This is a genomic window from Mesorhizobium sp. B2-7-3 (assembly GCF_006440715.1).
In the GTDB taxonomy this organism is placed as follows: Bacteria; Pseudomonadota; Alphaproteobacteria; order Rhizobiales; family Rhizobiaceae; genus Mesorhizobium; species Mesorhizobium australicum.
Window position 1 is genome coordinate 36,470 of the sequence record NZ_VFTY01000004.1, and the last position, 18,027, is coordinate 54,496.

15 protein-coding genes, 1 tRNA gene and 1 riboswitch are annotated in these 18,027 nt (G+C 62.9%); of the genes, 11 read left to right on the forward strand and 5 right to left on the reverse strand.

Annotated elements, in window-relative coordinates; translation table 11 throughout:
* Positions 1 to 7 precede the first annotated feature (7 nt).
* The 4 genes from FJW04_RS10390 to FJW04_RS10405 all read left to right on the forward strand — a co-directional run bounded on the left by FJW04_RS10390 (position 8) and on the right by FJW04_RS10405 (position 4,239).
* Entirely contained in the window at positions 8 to 484 is a 477-nt protein-coding gene (locus tag FJW04_RS10390) for a GtrA family protein (RefSeq protein WP_224588043.1), read from the forward strand.
* Positions 481 to 1,974 (forward strand): hypothetical protein, encoded by a 1,494-nt coding sequence (locus FJW04_RS10395; protein WP_140713975.1) that lies wholly within the window; start codon positions 481 to 483, stop codon positions 1,972 to 1,974. Before FJW04_RS10390 ends, FJW04_RS10395 begins: the two co-directional genes overlap by 4 nt.
* A 207-nt stretch (positions 1,975 to 2,181) precedes the next feature.
* The gene (locus FJW04_RS10400) at positions 2,182 to 4,113 is read left to right on the forward strand and encodes an acyltransferase family protein (RefSeq protein WP_140660689.1); all 1,932 of its coding nucleotides are present in this window, start codon (positions 2,182 to 2,184) and stop codon (positions 4,111 to 4,113) included.
* A gap of 52 nt (positions 4,114 to 4,165) precedes the next feature.
* Positions 4,166 to 4,239, forward strand: a tRNA-Gly gene (locus FJW04_RS10405).
* Positions 4,240 to 4,306: 67 nt separating this feature from the next.
* On the opposite strand, the gene FJW04_RS10410 is transcribed toward FJW04_RS10405, so the two are convergent.
* On the reverse strand, positions 4,307 to 5,068 hold the full coding sequence (locus tag FJW04_RS10410; protein WP_140614736.1) for a Stf0 family sulfotransferase: 762 nt from the start codon (positions 5,066 to 5,068) through the stop codon (positions 4,307 to 4,309).
* A 365-nt stretch (positions 5,069 to 5,433) separates the two neighbouring features.
* On the opposite strand from FJW04_RS10410, the gene FJW04_RS29920 reads away from it, so the two are divergent.
* Entirely contained in the window at positions 5,434 to 5,700 is a 267-nt protein-coding gene (locus FJW04_RS29920) for a hypothetical protein (RefSeq protein ID WP_181171003.1), read from the forward strand.
* Between the two features lie 85 nt (positions 5,701 to 5,785).
* On the opposite strand, the gene FJW04_RS10420 is transcribed toward FJW04_RS29920, so the two are convergent.
* Positions 5,786 to 6,775 (reverse strand): LysR family transcriptional regulator, encoded by a 990-nt coding sequence (locus FJW04_RS10420; protein WP_140713977.1) that lies wholly within the window; start codon positions 6,773 to 6,775, stop codon positions 5,786 to 5,788.
* Positions 6,776 to 7,066: 291 nt separating this feature from the next.
* Here FJW04_RS10420 and chvE point away from each other — a divergent pair, with 291 nt between their 5' ends.
* From chvE to araD1, 4 genes are all read left to right on the forward strand, one after another.
* On the forward strand, positions 7,067 to 8,137 hold the full coding sequence (gene chvE, locus FJW04_RS10425; protein ID WP_015319282.1) for a multiple monosaccharide ABC transporter substrate-binding protein: 1,071 nt from the start codon (positions 7,067 to 7,069) through the stop codon (positions 8,135 to 8,137).
* Between the two features lie 163 nt (positions 8,138 to 8,300).
* The gene (gene mmsA / locus FJW04_RS10430) at positions 8,301 to 9,833 is read left to right on the forward strand and encodes a multiple monosaccharide ABC transporter ATP-binding protein (RefSeq protein ID WP_140713979.1); all 1,533 of its coding nucleotides are present in this window, start codon (positions 8,301 to 8,303) and stop codon (positions 9,831 to 9,833) included.
* Positions 9,830 to 11,122: a multiple monosaccharide ABC transporter permease gene (gene mmsB / locus FJW04_RS10435; RefSeq protein ID WP_140713981.1), complete on the forward strand. Its 1,293-nt coding sequence runs from the start codon at positions 9,830 to 9,832 to the stop codon at positions 11,120 to 11,122. Before mmsA ends, mmsB begins: the two co-directional genes overlap by 4 nt.
* A 203-nt stretch (positions 11,123 to 11,325) precedes the next feature.
* The gene (gene araD1, locus FJW04_RS10440; protein WP_015319285.1) at positions 11,326 to 12,318 is read left to right on the forward strand and encodes an AraD1 family protein; all 993 of its coding nucleotides are present in this window, start codon (positions 11,326 to 11,328) and stop codon (positions 12,316 to 12,318) included.
* Between the two features lie 142 nt (positions 12,319 to 12,460).
* Here the strand turns inward: araD1 and FJW04_RS10445 are convergent, their stop codons facing one another.
* Positions 12,461 to 13,555, reverse strand: a complete 1,095-nt coding sequence (locus tag FJW04_RS10445; protein WP_140713983.1) for a 2'-deoxycytidine 5'-triphosphate deaminase — start codon at positions 13,553 to 13,555, stop codon at positions 12,461 to 12,463.
* Positions 13,556 to 13,714: 159 nt separating this feature from the next.
* Positions 13,715 to 13,792, forward strand: a riboswitch (SAM riboswitch).
* 56 nt (positions 13,793 to 13,848) lie between these two features.
* Between FJW04_RS10445 and FJW04_RS10450 the strand changes: the two genes are divergently transcribed.
* Positions 13,849 to 15,039, forward strand: a complete 1,191-nt coding sequence (locus FJW04_RS10450) for an O-succinylhomoserine sulfhydrylase (protein ID WP_140713985.1) — start codon at positions 13,849 to 13,851, stop codon at positions 15,037 to 15,039.
* Between the two features lie 30 nt (positions 15,040 to 15,069).
* Here the strand turns inward: FJW04_RS10450 and FJW04_RS10455 are convergent, their stop codons facing one another.
* Positions 15,070 to 16,221, reverse strand: coding sequence for a ceramide glucosyltransferase (locus FJW04_RS10455; protein ID WP_140660685.1), 1,152 nt, complete (start codon positions 16,219 to 16,221; stop codon positions 15,070 to 15,072).
* Positions 16,222 to 16,440: 219 nt separating this feature from the next.
* On the opposite strand from FJW04_RS10455, the gene apaG reads away from it, so the two are divergent.
* Positions 16,441 to 16,833, forward strand: a complete 393-nt coding sequence (gene apaG, locus FJW04_RS10460) for a Co2+/Mg2+ efflux protein ApaG (protein WP_023772981.1) — start codon at positions 16,441 to 16,443, stop codon at positions 16,831 to 16,833.
* A gap of 74 nt (positions 16,834 to 16,907) precedes the next feature.
* On the opposite strand, the gene FJW04_RS10465 is transcribed toward apaG, so the two are convergent.
* The gene (locus FJW04_RS10465; RefSeq protein ID WP_140660684.1) at positions 16,908 to 17,939 is read right to left on the reverse strand and encodes an Hsp33 family molecular chaperone; all 1,032 of its coding nucleotides are present in this window, start codon (positions 17,937 to 17,939) and stop codon (positions 16,908 to 16,910) included.
* Positions 17,940 to 18,027 lie beyond the last annotated feature (88 nt).

Here is an 18,027-nt window from a genome sequence, read left to right on the forward strand (position 1 = left end):
GTCGACCGTGGGTAACGGGCACGCCATGGGCGGGATATGGTCGGCTGTTCCGGCCGGCTTTTCGCGGATGCTGCGGTTTGGCGCGGTCGGGCTGCTCAACACGGCGCTGGGCTATTGTCTTATCCTGGCCGGGCTGAAGCTGGGCCTTGGCGACATCGCCGCCAACATGACCGGCTATGCCGGCGGCCTTGTCCTTGGCTTCTTCCTCAACCGCCGCTGGACCTTCGGCCGCGCGGGCGGTTTTCGCTCCGGCACGGCCGTGCGGTATGCGCTTGCCTTCGTTGTGGCTTATACCGCAAACCTGACGATAGTGGTCGCCGCCATGTCCGCCGGCATCGTCGAAAATCCGTTTGTCCACCTGGCGGGAAACTGCCTCTACTCGGTCCTCTTCTATCTCGGCTCGGCCCGTTTCGTCTTCGTCGGCGCGGCAAAGGACACTGTCTTGGTCGCGATCGACATGAAATCCCCTGGAGCGGCGACATGAACAAGGTCGAGGCAATCGTTCCAGTGTTCTCGCCGCTCGAGGACGCACAGCGCGCCAGGCTGATATTCTGCCTGATCGGCGCCGGTGTCATGGCGACGGCTCTGGCAACCTTTGCCAGCGCAACCCTGCAGGACCCCGACAGCTGGTGGCATGTCAAGGTGGGGCTGGATTTCCTGGCAAACGGAACGCTTCCGACCGTCGACACCTATTCCTACACCTTTGCCGGCCAACCGTGGATCGCCAAGGAATGGCTAGGGCAGGTTCTGCTGGCCCTTGCCTACAGCGCGGGTGGCTGGAACGGCGTGGTCACGCTGATCATCGGCACGATCTGTCTCGCGGTCTTCCTGTCGGGATGGTTCCTCAGCGCGCACCTGAAACCGGTCCTGGCCGTAGCGCTGGCATTCGTCGCGGCGTTCCTGATCAGCCCGATCTATACGGCGCGCCCGCACGTCTTCACCTTGCCGATCATCGTCGTCTGGACGACGATGCTGTTTCGTGCCGCGCAGGACGAGAAGGCGCCGCCGCTCTGGCTGCTCGGCCTGGTCGTATTGTGGGCGAACCTGCATGCCACGTTCACCCTGAGCTTCATCATCGCCGGCTTCGCCGGCCTCGATCTCCTGGCGCGCACCGGCCTGTCGAAACCCGCACTTTTGGCGAAGTGGGTGGCGTTTGGCCTGCTCTGTCCGTTGGTCAGCCTGATACACCCTTATGGCGTGCAGGCCATCCTGGCCACGCTCACCGTCGCCTATGGCAATGAGGCGGTGCCGCTGATCCTGGAGTGGCGGCCGTTCAATGCCCAGGAACAGGTCCTCCAGGAAGCCGCGATACTGCTGGCCTTTTTCGGGCTTCTGACATCGAGGCTACGGATCGGCTGGGCGAAGGCGTTGTTCATCGTCTTCACCTTGCACGTCTACCTTTCGCATCTGCGGTTCGTCTATCTGTTCTTCCTGCTTGTTCCCCTGGTGGTCGCGGTCGAGGTCGCGCGCCAATATCCCGCCTTGTCCGCAGGCGCCTGGCTGAAAGAAGAGCGCGACGGACTGGAAAAATTCTTCGCCAGCCGGTTCCATCTGCTCCGCGGCGCGACGGCGGTGTCGCTGGTCGTTGCGATGCTTGCGCTCAACAACGCCGCCTACCAGGTCGCGCCGAGCCCAAAGACATCAGCCAGCGGCGCCCTTGCGTTCGCCAGGGATCACCACCTCGCAGGCAATGTGCTGAATTCCTACAATTTCGGCGGCACATTGATTTTCCACGACATCAAGACCTATGTCGACGGCAGGACGGACCAGCTGTTCCTGGGCGGGTTCACGAAAGCGGATGAGGCGACGGGGCAGACCGGCGGAAAACCCCTGCTCGAGGCGCAGTTGAAGAAATACGCCATCGGCTGGGCACTGCTTACAGCCGCGGATACCCGCATCCCCTTCTTCGCCGAGTTGGGCTGGAAGCGGGCCTATGCCGATGACCATGCCGTGATCTACCTGCCGGCAACCTGACCGGCCGCTTCCAAACCGGCTGCGCCGGCGTCCAAAGCATGGCGTTCCGGCTTGACACTCATGTTGCAGTGCAGCAAAATCGTTTCGCAGAGGAGAGCCTGTGAACCCCACGGCGTCACGATTTTTCGCACAACCAAGGCATCGTCGCATGAGCGGCGTGGCATGCTTCGCACGAGATCGGCGGGCCGCGAGCCGCGGACTGTCCGAATGAACTACAGGCGCGACATCGACGGCCTGCGGGCCGTTGCCGTGCTGCCCGTGGTGCTCTTTCATTTTGGCGTGTCCGCCATCCCAGGGGGATTCACCGGCGTCGATATTTTCTTTGTCATATCGGGCTATCTGATCAGCGGCAGCTTGCTGGATGATCTCGAGCGCGGCCAGTTTTCGATAGGCCGCTTCTACTGGCGCCGCGCACGGCGCATCCTGCCGGCGCTGACCTTCGTCATCCTGCTTGCAAGCATCGCGGCATGGTTCATCCTCCTGCCGTCGGACCTGCACGAGTTCAGCCTCAGCGTGATCGCTGCCTCGACCTTCTGGTCGAACATCTATTTCTGGAAGACGACGAACTATTTTTCGATCGACGCCGAACTGCGGCCGCTGCTGCACACATGGTCGCTTTCGGTCGAGGAACAGTACTACATCTTCGCGCCGATCCTGGTTTATCTGATCTATCGCTATGCCTCGAAGCGCTGGCTGACGATACTTCTGCCCATCACCATCGGCAGTTTTGCCCTGGCGGTGATGGCGACCACGCTGGCGCCGACCGCCGGCTTCTACCTGCTGCCGACACGCATCTGGGAACTGGCGCTGGGCGCCATGCTGATGCTGAAAAGGCCGCCGCCACTTGCCAGCCGGCCGGCGACGGAACTGATCGGCTTGGCCGGCTTTGCACTGCTCGGCTTCGGCTTCCTGACGATCTCGGAGAGCGACCCGTTTCCGGGCTATAACGCCCTGTTTCCCTGCGTCGGAACGGCCCTGCTGATCTATGCGGGCCAGAACCATGCGAACCGACCCGTGCCCCTCGCCACGCGTGTGCTTCAGTTCGCCCCGATGGTCTGGATCGGCCTCATCTCCTATTCGCTCTACCTTGTTCACTGGCCGATCAACTCCTTCGTCCACTACCTCTCGCTGAAGGCCATCTCGGTGCCGATGATCGTCGCGATGACGGTGGCCAGCGTCGCCCTGGCGACCTTCTCGTGGAAATATGTCGAGCAGCCTTTCCGGCGGAAGCGGGCCTTCACCGCCCCGTTGCCGATCTTCGCCTTTTCGGCGACGGCGATCGCCCTGCTGTGTGTCGGCGGTCTGGCCGGTGTGCTGGGCAAGGGCTTTCCGCAGCGGTTCCCGGATTTCTCGACGCAACGGATCCTGGTGGGCGACTGGCGCAACGGTGTCTGCTTCAATGAGGGTGCGAGCCGGATCGAGGATTGGAACCTTGCCGACTGCACGCGCACGCACGGCTTTGCCACCAATGTGCTGCTGTGGGGCGATTCCTTCGCGGCTCACTACGTATCGGGCCTGGAAGCCAACGCGCAGAAAATCCAGGCCAACGTCGTCCAATATACCTATGCCGGCTGCCCACCCAACCTGAGCTATTTTTCCTATGCCCGGCCGGCCTGCACCCGCTTCAACGAACGGGCGCTGTCGATCATCCGCGATGCCAACATCCAGGCGGTGATCCTGAGCGGTCGATGGACCGACTACCAGGCCAGGGGCTTCGACGGCCTGCAGACGACGATCGACCGGCTGCGCGACATGGGTGTCAAGGTCTATGTCATCGGCCAGTCTCCGGAGTTCATCGCCGACGTCCAGAAGATCGCTTTCTTTGCAAAACACGAGGGCGCCGCAAATACATCCTGGCCGATGGCCATGGATCCCGACATCAACAAGCAGGTGCAACTCTTCGCCAACGGCGCGACCTTCATCGACCCGCTCACCTATCTGTGCGACGCAACCGGTTGCTCCTATGCGGATGCCGGCAGCAAGCAGTTTCTCTATTTCGACTATGGCCATTTCTCTTCCGCCGGCGCGACGCTGGCCATCTCGAAATACTGGCCGAGCTTCGCCGCCGGCGGCGAAGTCGCAAAGGCCAGGGAACCAACGCCGACCGTCACCGGTGAGCTGGCGAAGCCCGCCTTGTGAGACCGGTTTGCGATTGCCCGAGGCCATGCCGTCATGATAACGAGGCTGCAGCGCGGGTATGATGTAATGGTAGCCTGTCAGCTTCCCAAGCTGAACGCGCGGGTTCGATTCCCGCTACCCGCTCCAGCTTGATGCGAAAAGCCGATTGCCTAGCCCGGCCCCTGTCCGATTGGCAGCACTATCGGGATTCCCCCTAGGCCTGTCCGGTTAGCATCTGCTTCTTGAGGAGGAACCGGGCGAGATTGTTGATGTTCCGCGGTGCCACCTTCCTGGGCAGATGCGCCAGGAGGTCTTCCGATTTGACGTCGTTGCGGAACCGCTCCGCCCAATCTTCGGTGAGATCGTCCCGCTGCAGGCGTAAATTCGTTTCGAACTCTCCGTCCGGCATTTCAACCGACAACTGCCGGGCCACCGACGCAACGTACGGCCGAGGATCGTCCAACAAATCCTCATAAAAAAAGTGATCGTATGCCAGGTCGGCCAGCCGCAGGTAAGCTTCCCAGAAGGCATAGCTCTGCTCGATCAGGAAATAGGCCTGGCAGATGCCGGCGAAGTCGTATCGCGGAACCAGATCGGCGCCGTCCATCGTACTTTTCCAGTGCCCCGACGCCTTTGCCCGGCAATAGGAAATCGCCTGGCGAAGGCGGTCCCGCCGCTCCAACAGGACCAAGCCCATGGCATGGCGCCGGCTGCATTCAGCGAGGAAGTCAACTCCATATCTGGCCTGCGACCAGTGAAGATGCCGCGGAAACAGTTTCACGGCGAACGTGCCGTTTGCGGTTCCGCCGCGATCGATGACGGCGGACATCAGGTCATCGAAGGATTTCGGCTTGCACCCCAGATTGGCCGTATCGAGCCACTCGGCCGACTTGCCCAACAATCCCGTGCTGTTCGTGAGACTGCCAAGCCATTCGGAGCCGCTGCGGGCTTCGGTCAGTATGGCGACGCCCTTCATGCGTGCCGCTTCTCCGCGGCACGCATGATCTTGATTGCAGAACGCCGTTCTTCTTGATGGTCCCTCGGCATGGTCAAAGCTCCGCTTTAAACAGGCTTCAACGGACAAAGGCTCATATGGTTCCGCCGATTCGGCGGCAGCTAGGCAAAAGTGCGAGTCCCAAACACGTTACAGTTTGGGTAATCAACGCCGGACTTGAAGAGCCTGAACACAGGTGCCGGCCACCTGCGGTGGCCGGCTTATGCGTCAGCAAGAAGAGACTACAGCCATACGCGGAGCCAGACGCGCTCGCGCCAGCAGCGGGTACGGCGGCGGCCATGGCGCCAGTAGCTGCGGCAAACTCGTCTCCAGCCGCGGCGACGCCCGTGGCGACGACGCCAGTAGCCATCGTGGCCATGATGGCGGCGAAAATGCCAGTCGCGATGCGAGACCTGCTCTACCTCGACCGCTTCATCCCCTTCGAAGACAGCCGGATCCGGCTTGTCCAGTTCATCGAGAATTCCGTTTCCCTGGGGAACACCGGCTACCGCGCGGCCGGGTCCGGCCACGCTCGCAAACGCCGCTGCCCCCGCGAGGCCAAGCATTCCAGTAAGAAACAACCGACGTTCCATAAAAACCTCCCGAGTTGTTAATCGTCGACACCTCGTTTCCTCGCCCGCAACGGGCTCCAGCGCGCATGCCGAACGGTTTGAACGCGCGGCAGCGGTTCTCGTTCCATCACCCCACTTCGCGCAGGATGAAATCATGCAGCATTTTGGCAGCCGGCGACAGTACGCGATTCCTGACGGTGATCAGGCTGTAAGGCCTGACCTCGATGTCGAATTCGGTTTGGACGACATCGATGGCGCCGGCAAGCCCGTCCGGGTTCTGGATGAACTTCGCCACCTGCACCGAGACCGGCGCGATGGCATCGGATTGCGCGACCATGACCAGCGTGAGCAGCAGCGAACTGGTGTTCAAGATCCGGTCCGGCAGCGCGATGTTGCGGTTCAGGAAGTTGCTCTCCATCGCTTGACGCAAGGGCGAACCGCCCGACTGGAACACCCAGTCATAGGCAGCGGTGTCTTCCAGCCGCACCACATTGCCTCCGGCGAGCGGGTGGCCGCGGCGCACGATCAGGCAGGCCTTCTCGACGCCGATCACACGGGATTCGAACAGTCGTGGATTGAGGTCGTCGGGAATGCGGGCGATGATGAAGTCGTGGCGCGAGCCGATCAGCTCGCGGGCGAGCACGTTCGACGTCTCGACCTGCATGGTGATCTCGATGCGCGGGTAGATGCGGCGGATTTCACGGATCGCCGGCACCGCCAATTCGATCGCCGGCGCGGTCACGGCGCCGAGGAACACCGAACCGCCCTTGCCAGCCTTGAGCTCGGCAATCTCGCGGTCGGCTTCGCGCATCTCGAGCAGGATCGAGCGGGCCCGCCTGGCAAGCGCCTGGCCATAGGGAGTGAGGGTCACTCCGCGCGGCAGCCGTTCGCACAGCTTCACGTCGAGCACCGCCTCCATCTCGGCAATCATGCGCGAAGCGGCCGGCTGGGAGATGTTCATGACCTGGGCCGCGGCGCTCACCCGTCCGTGATCGTCGAGGGCGGCGATCATGCGCATGTGGCGCAAGCTCAAACCACTGCGCAGGAGTGTCTCACCGTCTCCCGGGAGCTTCTCGTAACTTACTGGAATCGCATCTGGATCGCGCAATGCCCCCATGATCTCCAGCTTTCTCGCCGATTGCTTTCCGGATGCTAGATCATACCGGTTTCGGTATAGCAACCACCAAAGATCGCATTTGACAGTTATGGCAAAGGGACCCACCCTTCGCGCGTTCCGGGACGCAAGGGTCGGTGGCGATCAAAATCGTATCGATTGAAACTACGTCGCGGAGCCGATTGGGAGGATACCGGAGATCGATAATGCCGACAGCGGCGCGTTTGCGCTCCTGTCTGGCTGCGCGGCCCGCGAAGCCCCGAGGTGTCGCGTCCATCAACCAGGGAGAGTAATGTGAAGATTATCAAGACGCTGGCCGCCGTGGCGGCCCTTGGCATCGCTGCCATGACCTATCAGGCGCACGCGGCCGACAAGGGTCTTGTCGGCGTGCTGATGCCGACCAAGACCTCGCAACGCTGGATCAATGACGGCGACGCCGTCAAATCCCAGCTCGAGGCGCTCGGCTACACTGTCGACCTGCAATACGCGCAGGACGACATCCCCAACCAGCTCAGCCAGCTGGAAAACGAAATCACCAAGGGTCCGAAGGCGCTGATCATCGCCTCGATCGACGGCACCACGCTGTCGGATGCGCTGCAGAAGGCCAACGACGCGGGCGTCGTCGTCGTCGCCTATGACCGCCTGATCAAGAAGACCAAGAATGTCGACTATTACACCACCTTCGACAATTTCGGCGTCGGCGTGATCCAGGCAAATTCCCTGGTCAAGGGCCTCAAGGAGCGTTTCCCGAACACCAAGCCGTGGAACGTCGAACTGTTCGGCGGCTCGCCCGACGACAACAACGCCTTCTTCTTCTACAATGGCGCGATCTCCGTCCTGCAGCCGCTGATCGACGATGGCTCGATCAAGATCAAGTCCGGCCAGACCGGCATGGACAAGGTCGGCACGCTGCGCTGGCTCGCCGCCACCGCCCAGGCGCGCATGGACAACCTTCTGTCGGCCAACTACTCGGACGGCAGCCGCGTCGATGGCGTTCTGTCGCCCTATGACGGCCTGTCGCGCGGCATCACCGCCTCGCTGCGCGCTGTCGGTTACGGCACCGACGCACAGCCCTGGCCGATCGTGACCGGTCAGGACGCCGAGACCGCCTCGGTCAAGCTGATCATCTCGGGCGAGCAGTACTCGACCGTGTTCAAGGACACCCGCGAACTGGCCAAGGCCACGGTGCAGCTGGTCGACAAGGTGCTCTCCGGCGGCAAGCCGGAAGGCCTCGACGAAAAGACCTACAACAACGACGTCAAGGTGGTTCCCTCGATCCTGCTGACGCCGCATGAGGTCGACAAGTCGAACTACCAGGCCCTGGTCGTCGACTCCGGCTACATCAAGGCCGAAGACCTGAAGTAATCCCGGTTACAAAGGCAGGGGTCCTGCGCGACGCAGGGCCCCTTTTCGTTCACAAGCGGCCCCGGTATTGTCTCTGCCGGCCTGGAGCCATTCCCGGAAAAGTGCGCAGCGGTTTTCCGTCAGGAATCGCCTAAGAAAGAAAGTCTAGGAGGAGCTTGCCCTGATGACCTCGCCGATTTTGGAGATGCGCGACATCACCAAGACGTTCCCCGGCGTGAAGGCGCTGTCGAACGTCAACCTCCACGTCGAGGAAGGCGAAATCCATGCCGTGGTCGGCGAGAACGGCGCCGGAAAATCGACACTGATGAAGGTGCTTTCGGGCGTCTATCCCTCCGGCACCTATGATGGCCAGATCATCTTTCAGGGCCAGGAATGCCAGTTCAAAGGCATTCATGACAGCGAACACAAGGGCATCGTCATCATCCACCAGGAGCTCGCGCTGGTGCCGATGCTGTCGATCGCCGAAAACATTTTCCTCGGCAACGAGCAAGCCAGATACGGCGTCATCGACTGGGACGCCAACGAGGCGCGCACGGCCGAGCTTTTGAAGAAAGTCGGGCTCAAGGAAGACCCCAAGACGCTGATCACCCATATCGGCGTCGGCAAGCAGCAGCTGGTCGAGATCGCCAAGGCGCTCAGCAAGGAAGTGAAGCTGCTGATCCTCGACGAGCCGACAGCATCGCTCAGCGAGAAGGACAGCCAGGCGCTGCTCGATCTATTGCTCGAGTTCAAGCGGCAGGGCATGACCTCGATCCTGATCTCCCACAAGCTCAACGAGGTGAACCGCGTCGCCGACAAGGTGACGGTGATCCGCGACGGGCGCACGATCGAGACATTGCCGAGGAAGGACATCAGCGAGGACCGCATCATCACCTCGATGGTCGGCCGATCCCTCGACGATCGCTACCCGCCGCGCGAACCTAGCATCGGCGACGTCATTTTCGAGGTCAAGGACTGGTCCGTCTACCACCCGATCCATGCCGAACGGCAAGTGATCAAGAGCATCGACCTCAAGGTGCGCAAGGGCGAAGTTGTCGGCATTGCGGGACTGATGGGCGCCGGCCGCACCGAATTCGCCATGAGCCTGTTCGGCCGCTCCTATGGCCGGCGCATCAGCGGCGAGGTGCTGCTCAACGGCAAGCCCGTGGACCTTTCCACAGTGGGCAAGGCCGTGCAGAACGGCATCGCCTATGTCACCGAGGACCGCAAGACCTATGGACTGAACCTCATCGACCATATCAAGCACAATGTGACGCTGGCCAACCTCGGCGGCGTTTCCAGTGGCGGCGTGATCGACGATATGCGCGAAATGAGCGTCGCCAACGACTATCGCAAGAAGACCAATATCCGCGCCTCCAGCGTCTATCAGCTGACCGGCAATCTCTCTGGCGGCAACCAGCAGAAGGTGGTGCTGTCGAAATGGCTGTTCGCCGACCCGGAAGTCCTGATCCTCGATGAGCCGACGCGCGGCATCGACGTCGGCGCCAAGTACGAAATCTATACAATCATCGCTCGCCTTGCCGCCGAGGGCAAAGCGATCATCGTCATCTCGTCTGAAATGCCGGAATTGCTCGGCATCACCGACAGAATCTATGTCATGAACGAAGGACGCATCGTCGGCGAGATGGCGGCAAGCGACGCCAGCCAGGAAAAAATCATGCGCGCCATTGTTCGCGGAGAAGGAAAAGCATCATGAGCACAGACAGCGCTCCCGCACCGCAAAGCGGCACCGCCGAGGACGTCAAGCAGGGTCCTCGCGTCGCCGTCTCGGCGCTGACGACGAACCTGCGCGAATACGGCCTGATCATCGCGCTGATCGTCATCATGCTGTTCTTCCAGTACACGACGTCGGGAACGCTGTTCAAACCGGTCAACCTCAGCAACCTGGTGCAGCAGAACTCGTTCATCATCGTGATGGCGCTCGGCATGCTGCTGGTCATCGTCGCCGGCTATATCGATCTCAGCGTAGGATCGGTCGCCGGCTTCATCGGCGCGCTTGCCGCCATGATGATGGTCATCTGGCCGCTCGGCATATTCAGCAATCCGCTCGTTGTCTCGATCGTCTGCCTCATCGTCGGAGGGTTGATCGGCGGCGCGCAAGGGTACTGGATCGCTTATCACCGCATACCAAGCTTCATCGTGACGCTCGCCGGCATGCTGATCTTCCGCGGCATCTGCCAGGCGCTGCTTGGCGGCGGCTCCTCGGTCGGCCCGCTCCCCGACAGTTTCAAGGCGCTGAGCTCCGGCTTCATTCCAGACGTGATCGGCCCGCTGACGCTGATCCCGCCGACGGTGAACGCGGCCGGCAAGACCATCTTGGGCAGCGGCCTGACGCTTCACATGACGACAGTCGTGCTGGGCCTGATCGCGGTGCTCGCCTACGCCTATTTCGGCTTCAGGACGCGACGCAAGCGCGAACTCCACGGTTACGAGGCCGAGCCTTTCACCCTGTTCGTCATCAAAACCCTGGTCGGCAGCGCGCTGGCGCTCTTCCTGATCTTCCAGTTCGCGACCTATCGGGGCCTGCCGATCGTGCTCCTGGTGATGGGCGTGCTGATCTCGCTGTTCGTCTTCGTCACCAAGCGCATGACCATCGGCCGCCGCATCTACGCCATGGGAGGCAACGCCAAGGCGGCGCAACTGTCGGGCATCAACACCGAAAGGCTGACGCTCTGGGTGTTCGTCAATATGGGCGTTCTGTCGGCGCTCGGCGGGCTGATCATCGCCGCACGTCTCGGCCAGGCCGTGCCGGCGGCCGGCCTCGGCAGCGAGCTCGACGTGATCGCGGCCGTCTTCATCGGCGGCGCCTCGGCGATGGGCGGCGTCGGCCAGGTCATCGGCGCGGTGGTCGGCGGCTTCATCATGGGCGTGATGAACAACGGCATGTCGATCATGGGCGTCAATGTCGATTGGCAGCAGGTGGTCAAGGGTCTGGTGCTGCTCGGGGCCGTCATCTTCGACGTCTACAACAAGAACAAGGCTTGAGGGCTGGGGGCGAGGACTAGGAGGCATACGGGTTCTAGATCGCGAAGCTGCCGGCAGCCCGTCGGCACCAAGAAGTCCGGGGAAGGACCAGGCTCGCGAACGCAATCCGGACGAAGCGTTTCAACCGTGGTGCGTTTCCGCGCCGCGCCGGTCAGGATTTGCCCATTGGCAGCCGGATACAGATAAATGAGAGAGGACTGATCATGCTGATCTCGCAGATTCTCGACGACGCCGAGACGATCCGTGTCGTTGCCCGCAGCGGCGGGAAGACCCGGATCATCAACGGGGCGCGCAGCGTCTATTCGCTGGCGATGGAGGCCGCCCGCACCGGCGTCGGCCTGGCCGCCCTGATCGAACGCAAGGGGCTTGGCGAGACGATCGATCTCGACGCCGCCTACAAGCGGGGGCGCCTGCTGTCGCCGATCAATCACCCCGACCCGGCGCATCTGCACCTGACCGGCACCGGGCTGACGCATCTGGGGTCGGCGGCGACGCGCGATTCCATGCACAAGAAGCTCAGCACCGACGGCGAGGAGCAACTCACCGATTCCATGAAGATGTTCCGTATGGGACTGGAAGGCGGCAAGCCCGCGAAAGGCCAGGTCGGCGTGCAGCCGGAATGGTTCTACAAGGGCAACGGGACCATGGCGGTCGCGCCTGGCGCGGCGCTCATGTCACCGGCCTTCGCCAAGGATGCCGGCGAGGAACCCGAGGTCGCCGGGATCTATGTCATCGGCGACGACGGCGCACCGTTCCGCGTCGGTTTCACCTTGTCGAACGAATTCTCGGACCATGTGACCGAGCGCGTGAACTATCTCTTCCTCGCCCATTCCAAGCTGCGCAATGCCTCCTTCGGCCCGGAGATCCTGATCGGAGACCTGCCTTCGGACATCCGCGGCACGTCGCGCATCCTGCGCGACGGCAAGGCATTGTGGGAGAAACCCTTCCTGTCGGGTGAAACGAACATGTCCCACACCATCGCCAATCTCGAACACCACCACTTCAAATATTCGGCCTTCCGCCAGCCTGGCGACGTGCATGTGCATATGTTCGGCACCGCGACGCTATCCTTCGCCGACGGCATCAAGACGGAGGCCGGCGACGTGTTCGAGATCGAGGCCGGGGATTTCGGACTGCCGCTGCGCAACCCGCTCGAGATCGAGAAGCCGGTGAAGGTGTCGGTGAAGGCGCTTTGAATCCATGAGCGCGTGATTCCCCCTCTCGTGGGGAATGGCTGGCAAGCCAGAGCGGGGCGCTGTCCCGCCGATCTAGCAATAGGTTTCAGTCACGTCCCTGCCGGGCATCTCTCCCACAAGAGCGAGGTCGGCAGCTTCGACCTTAGCGCACGGCGCGGAAATGCTTCGACAACTTCAGGCCCTGCGCCTGGTAGTTCGAGCCGAGATCGGTGCCGTAGAGCGCCTGCGGTCGCTTCAGCATATGCTCGTAGACCAGCCGGCCGACGATCTGGCCGTGGTCGAGGATGAACGGCACTTCGTGGCTGCGCACTTCGAGCACCGCCCGGCTGCCGGTGCCGCCGGCCGCCGAATGGCCGAAACCCGGATCGAAAAAGCCGGCATAGTGGACGCGAAACTCGCCGACCAGCGGATCGAACGGCGTCATCTCGGCGGCGTAGAGCGGCGGCACATGCACCGCCTCCTGGCTGACGAGGATGTAGAACTCGTCGGGATCGAGCACCAGTTCGCCGGCGCGGCTCTTGTGGATCGGCTCCCAGAAGTCGAGGACATCCTGCGCGGCGCGCTTGTCGACATCTACGAGGCCGGTGTGGTGCTTGCCGCGATAGCCGACCAACCCATCCTTGTCGCCATTGAGGTCGATCGACAGCGCGATGCCGCCGCCGGAAATGTTCGGCGGCTCCGTGGCGACCAGCATCTCGGCACGATGCAGCTCATGCAACTCGGCTTCCGAAAGCAGCGCGTTGCCGGTGCGAAAGCGGATTTGAGACAGGCGCGAACCCGTGCGCGCGATGATCGGAAAGGTGCGCGGGCTGACCTCGAGATAGAGCGGACCGTTGTAGCCGGCGGCGATCTTATCGAACTCATGGCCCCGATCGGTCATGACGCGGGTGAAGATGTCGAGCCGCCCGGTCGAGCTCTTCGGATTGGCCGAGGCCGAAATGTCAGCCGGCAGGGCCAGACTTTCGAGCAGCGGCACAATATAGACGCAGCCGGTTTCGAGGACCGCGCCTTCGGTCAGACTGATCTCGTGCAGTTGCAGCCGATCGAGCTTTTCCGACACCTTGTGGTTGGGACCGGGCAGGAACGAGGCGCGAACCCGCCAGGCCTTTTCGCCCAATCTGAGATCAAGGCTCGCCGGCTGGATCTGGTCGGCATCGAGCGCACGCGGCGACTTCAGCGCGCCGGACCGGAACAGCGCCGAAATGTCCTGATCGGGAAGAATGCCTGTCTGCCGCAAAGTCTGGCTCCGCCCCAAGACTGGTCTCTATTCGTTGCAGGTTCTTGTTTGTTGCAGGTTCTTGCCGCAAAACCGCCGGGCACTTCTGCGGAACCTGCCTTGGTACAAACGTCTTAATGAAGCCGGCAATTGACGCAAGCGTGGCGCGGGTCTAAAGGGTCGTTATCCCGTGGTGATTTGGCCGGTCGGCTTGCAGCCACGTTAAACAAGTCGCTAAAGGACCGTCGGGCCGCAAGGCCGTATGGACCGGTTGCGACTTTCGCGGCCGGTTTTTTTGTGTCTGGAACAAAGCGATGAGCACCAAGAAGCGCAACTGGAAACCTCAGACGGCACTCGTGCATGGCGGAACCCTGCGTTCCGGCTTCGGCGAAACCTCCGAGGCGATGTACCTGACCCAGGGTTATGTCTATCAGACGGCGCAGGCCGCCGAGGCCCGCTTCAAGGGCGAAGAGCCTGGTTTCATCTATTCGCGCTACGCCAACCCGACCGTCGACATGTTCGAAAAGCGCATGTGCGCGCTTGAAGGCGCCGAAGACGCGCGCGCCACGGCGTCGGGCATGGCGGCGGTGACGGCTGCCCTTCTGTGCAGCGTCAAGGCCGGCGACCACATCGTGGCCGCGCGCGCGCTGTTCGGCTCCTGCCGCTGGGTGGTCGAGACGCTGGCGCCGCGCTATGGCATCGAGGCGACCTTGGTCGACGGCACCGAGATCGCCAATTGGGAAAAGGCGGTCAGGCCGAACACCAAGCTGTTCTTCCTGGAAAGCCCGACCAACCCGACGCTCGAGGTCGTCGACATCGCCGCCGTCGCCTCGCTTGCCAATTCGATCGGCGCGCGGCTGGTCGTCGACAATGTCTTTGCCACGCCGCTGCAACAGAAGCCGTTGCAGCTTGGTGCGCACATCGTCGTCTACTCGGCCACCAAGCACATTGACGGCCAGGGCCGCTGCCTGGGCGGCGTCATCCTGTCGGACAAGAAGTGGATTGACGAGAACCTGCACGACTATTTCCGCCACACCGGTCCCAGCCTGTCGCCGTTCAACGCCTGGACGCTGCTGAAGGGCCTGGAAACCTTGCCGCTGCGCGTGCGCCAGCAGACCGAGAGCGCCGGCAGGATCGCCGACTTCCTGGCCGGGCAGCCGCAGATCGCCCGCGTCATCTATCCCGGCCGTGCCGACCACCCGCAGGCCGATATCGTCAAGAAGCAGATGTCGGGTGGCTCGACGCTGATCTGCCTCGACGTCAAGGGCGGCAAGCCGGCGGCCTTCTCCCTGCAGAACGCCCTCGACATCGTGCTGATCTCGAACAATCTCGGCGACGCCAAGAGCCTGATCACCCATCCGGCGACGACCACCCACAAGAACCTCAGCGACGAGGCCCGCGCCGAACTCGGCATCGGGCCCGGTACGCTCAGGCTGTCGGTCGGCCTGGAGGATACGGACGACCTGCTGGAAGATATCGCGCAAGCCTTGAAGGCCGCCAAATAGGTTTCGTCCAGGCAGCGTCGTCAGCAGCGATCAAGCGCTCGATGGCGTCTCCTCCAGTTCCGCCGTCTTGGTGCGGATGGTCATGGCGTTGCCGCGCCAGTCGACGGCGCCGCCGAGCCAGCCGCGCGCCCAGATGGCCGGGAGCATGACGTCCCGCGCGACCGTCGCCGCGATCATGCGCGTCGAGACGTGCCAACCCTTGGCCAGGGCCAGAGCGCATTCCGGAAGATAGAACGCCGCCAGCACGGCAATCGCGGTCGCCCAGAGACTAATGCCGGCGCTCGCCGCGGCAATCAGCGCAAGAACCAGCGGGACCGCCGCACCAGTCAGGATCTCGGGCGCGAAGAACAGCGGGAAAGTGACGCGGCGCAGGCGCGCCCAGCGGGCCTGGCGCGACCAGATCTCGCCAAACGTGCGCTGGCCGAGCGGCTGCTCGAAGGGGGCGGCAACGAGGTTGACACGCAGGCCGAGGCCGTTCACCAGCTTGGTTGCGGCGGCGTCCTCGGCGATCTCGGCGGCCAGCGCGCGTATGCCGCCATTGGCGTCCAGCATCGGCTTGTTCCACAGCATGCTCTTGCCCTGCGCGAAGCCGAGGCCGAGCGCCGCGCCGGCATACTGCCAGCGGGCCTGCAATGTGTTGAGGAAGGCGCATTCGACGTCGGCCCAGAAACCATCTGGCCTGGAGCCGATCGGCGTCGAGCAGACAAGGCCGGTACCGTGCTGCCACGCCGCCATCATGTGCTCGACATAGTCCCTCGGCATCAGAACGTTGGAATCGGCAAGAATGACCCAGTCGTGGCGCGCCGCTTCCCAGCCTTTGACGCAGTTGTTGAGCTTTGGATTGGCACTGACACGGTCGTCGCCGATCAACAGCCGGGCCGGCACCTGCGGAAACCGGGCAATCGCCCTGTTTATCAGTTTGACCACCGGGTCGTCGGCATGGGCGACGCAGAAGATCAGTTCGTAGCGTGGCCAGTCGAGCGCGAAGGCGCGTTCCAGCGTCTCATGTGTGAATGGCTCGACGCCGCGCGACGGGACGACAATCGACACCGCCGGCGATCTGCCCGCCGGCGGGGCAATCGTGGTGCGCCGTTTCAGCTGTGAAGCGGCAAGCAGGATGCTGGCAGCGTTTGAGAGGATGAGTGCGGTCGAAAGCGAGGCGGATATGAGAGTGAGTTCCATCGAGATCTGGTCACTCCGGAAGTCGGCCCGCGTCGCGGCCGTTTTCAACAGTTCGACAGAGGGCCGAGTCGCCCGGTTCGCGCACACCACCATTGTCGTGTGTCACTTAAATGACATTCTTTGCCGGCACCTGCGTTTCAATCCCAGGCGCGACAAGACGCGCACGTTGACCTGCTCACCGCGAGCGTCGAAAGTCGTCGGATTGTTTTGGAGCCGCTCATGTACCGCGCCGTGACGCGCAACATCGAAGTGCAGGTCAGGCCGTTCTATCTGGAGGATCGTTCAGATCCCCAGGAGAACCGCTACGTCTGGGGCTATCAGATAACGATCGACAACCAGTCTGACGAGTTCGTGCAGCTTCTGTCGCGCTATTGGCACATCACCGATGGTGCCGGCCGGGTCGAGGAGGTGCGCGGGCCGGGCGTTGTCGGCGACCAGCCGGAACTCAATCCCGGCGACAGCTATCAGTACACGTCCGGCTGCCCGCTCTCGACACCCTCCGGGATCATGGTCGGACGCTATACGATGCGCAACAAGCGCGGCGAGACGTTCGACATCGCCATCCCGGCCTTCTCGCTCGATCTGCCGGGGACAAGGCGCACGGTGAACTGAGCGCCGACGGTCGCGCCGCCCCTCAGCCGCCCTTCGGGCACCTTCTCCCCGCGGAACGAGGAGAAGGAAAGGCTTTACTGAGCCGCAAACTCGGCCGGATCGAAGTCGTACTGCGTCGAGCAGAATTCGCAGGCGACATGGATGCCGCCATCCTCTGTGCTGTCCTTGATCTCCTGCGCTGAGAAGCCTTCGAGGATGCCACGGATCTTGTCGCGGGAGCATGAGCACTGGTCGGCCACGGGAACGCCGCCGAAGACGCGCACGCCATGCTCGTGGAACAGACGATACAGCAGCCGCTCGGCGCCTATGGTCGGGTCGATCAATTCGGTCGGCTCGATGGTGCCGAGCAAGGCCAGGAGTTCCTGCCAGGAATTATCGGCCGGATCGTGGACTTCCTCGCGCGGATCGCCGTCCCCACCCGGCAGATCCGGAATGCGCATGCGCTCGGGCGATTGCGGCAGGAACTGCGCCAGGATGCCGCCGGCGCGCCATTGCTCGCGCGCGCCGCCGATCCCGGGCGTCAGCAGCTTGGCGACCGAGAGCCTGATATCGGTCGGGATCTGTTCCGACTGACGGAAATAGGTGCGCGCCGCGTCTTCCAGCGTTTCGCCGTCGAGCTGGACGATGCCTTGATAACGCTGCGTATGGGCGCCCTGGTCGATGGTCAGCGCCAGCACGCCGCTGCCAAGCAGCGTCTGCTGGGACGTCTCGCCTGCCGCGACCAGTGCTTCGAGCCGATCCGCATCGAAGCGTGCGTAGGCGCGCAGTGCCGAGGGCGTGGAGAAGTCCGCGACCAGCATGTCTACAGGCCCGTCGGTACGGGTCTGCAGGATGAACTTGCCTTCGAATTTGAGCGAGGTGCCGAGCAGAACGGTCAGCACGCAGGCTTCCGCCAGCAGGCGGGCGACCGGCTCGGGATAATCGTGGCGGCCAAGGATGGCGTCGAGCATCGGCCCAAGCTGGACCGTGCGGCCGCGCACGTCGAGCGGACCGACCTCGAAGGGAACGACGTGATCGTCGCCGGCGTAGCCGAACTCGCCGAGTTTGGGGTGATGTTCAGTCACTTGATGGCTTTCCAACATGACAAAGCTCCAGGGCGCGGCCATGCGGCCCTGGTGGGCACATGCGTCCAAACGCGCTTGATTTGCGTGATGCGGCGCAGATAGGCATCGCGCCGCCGCAGATCAAGCGCCT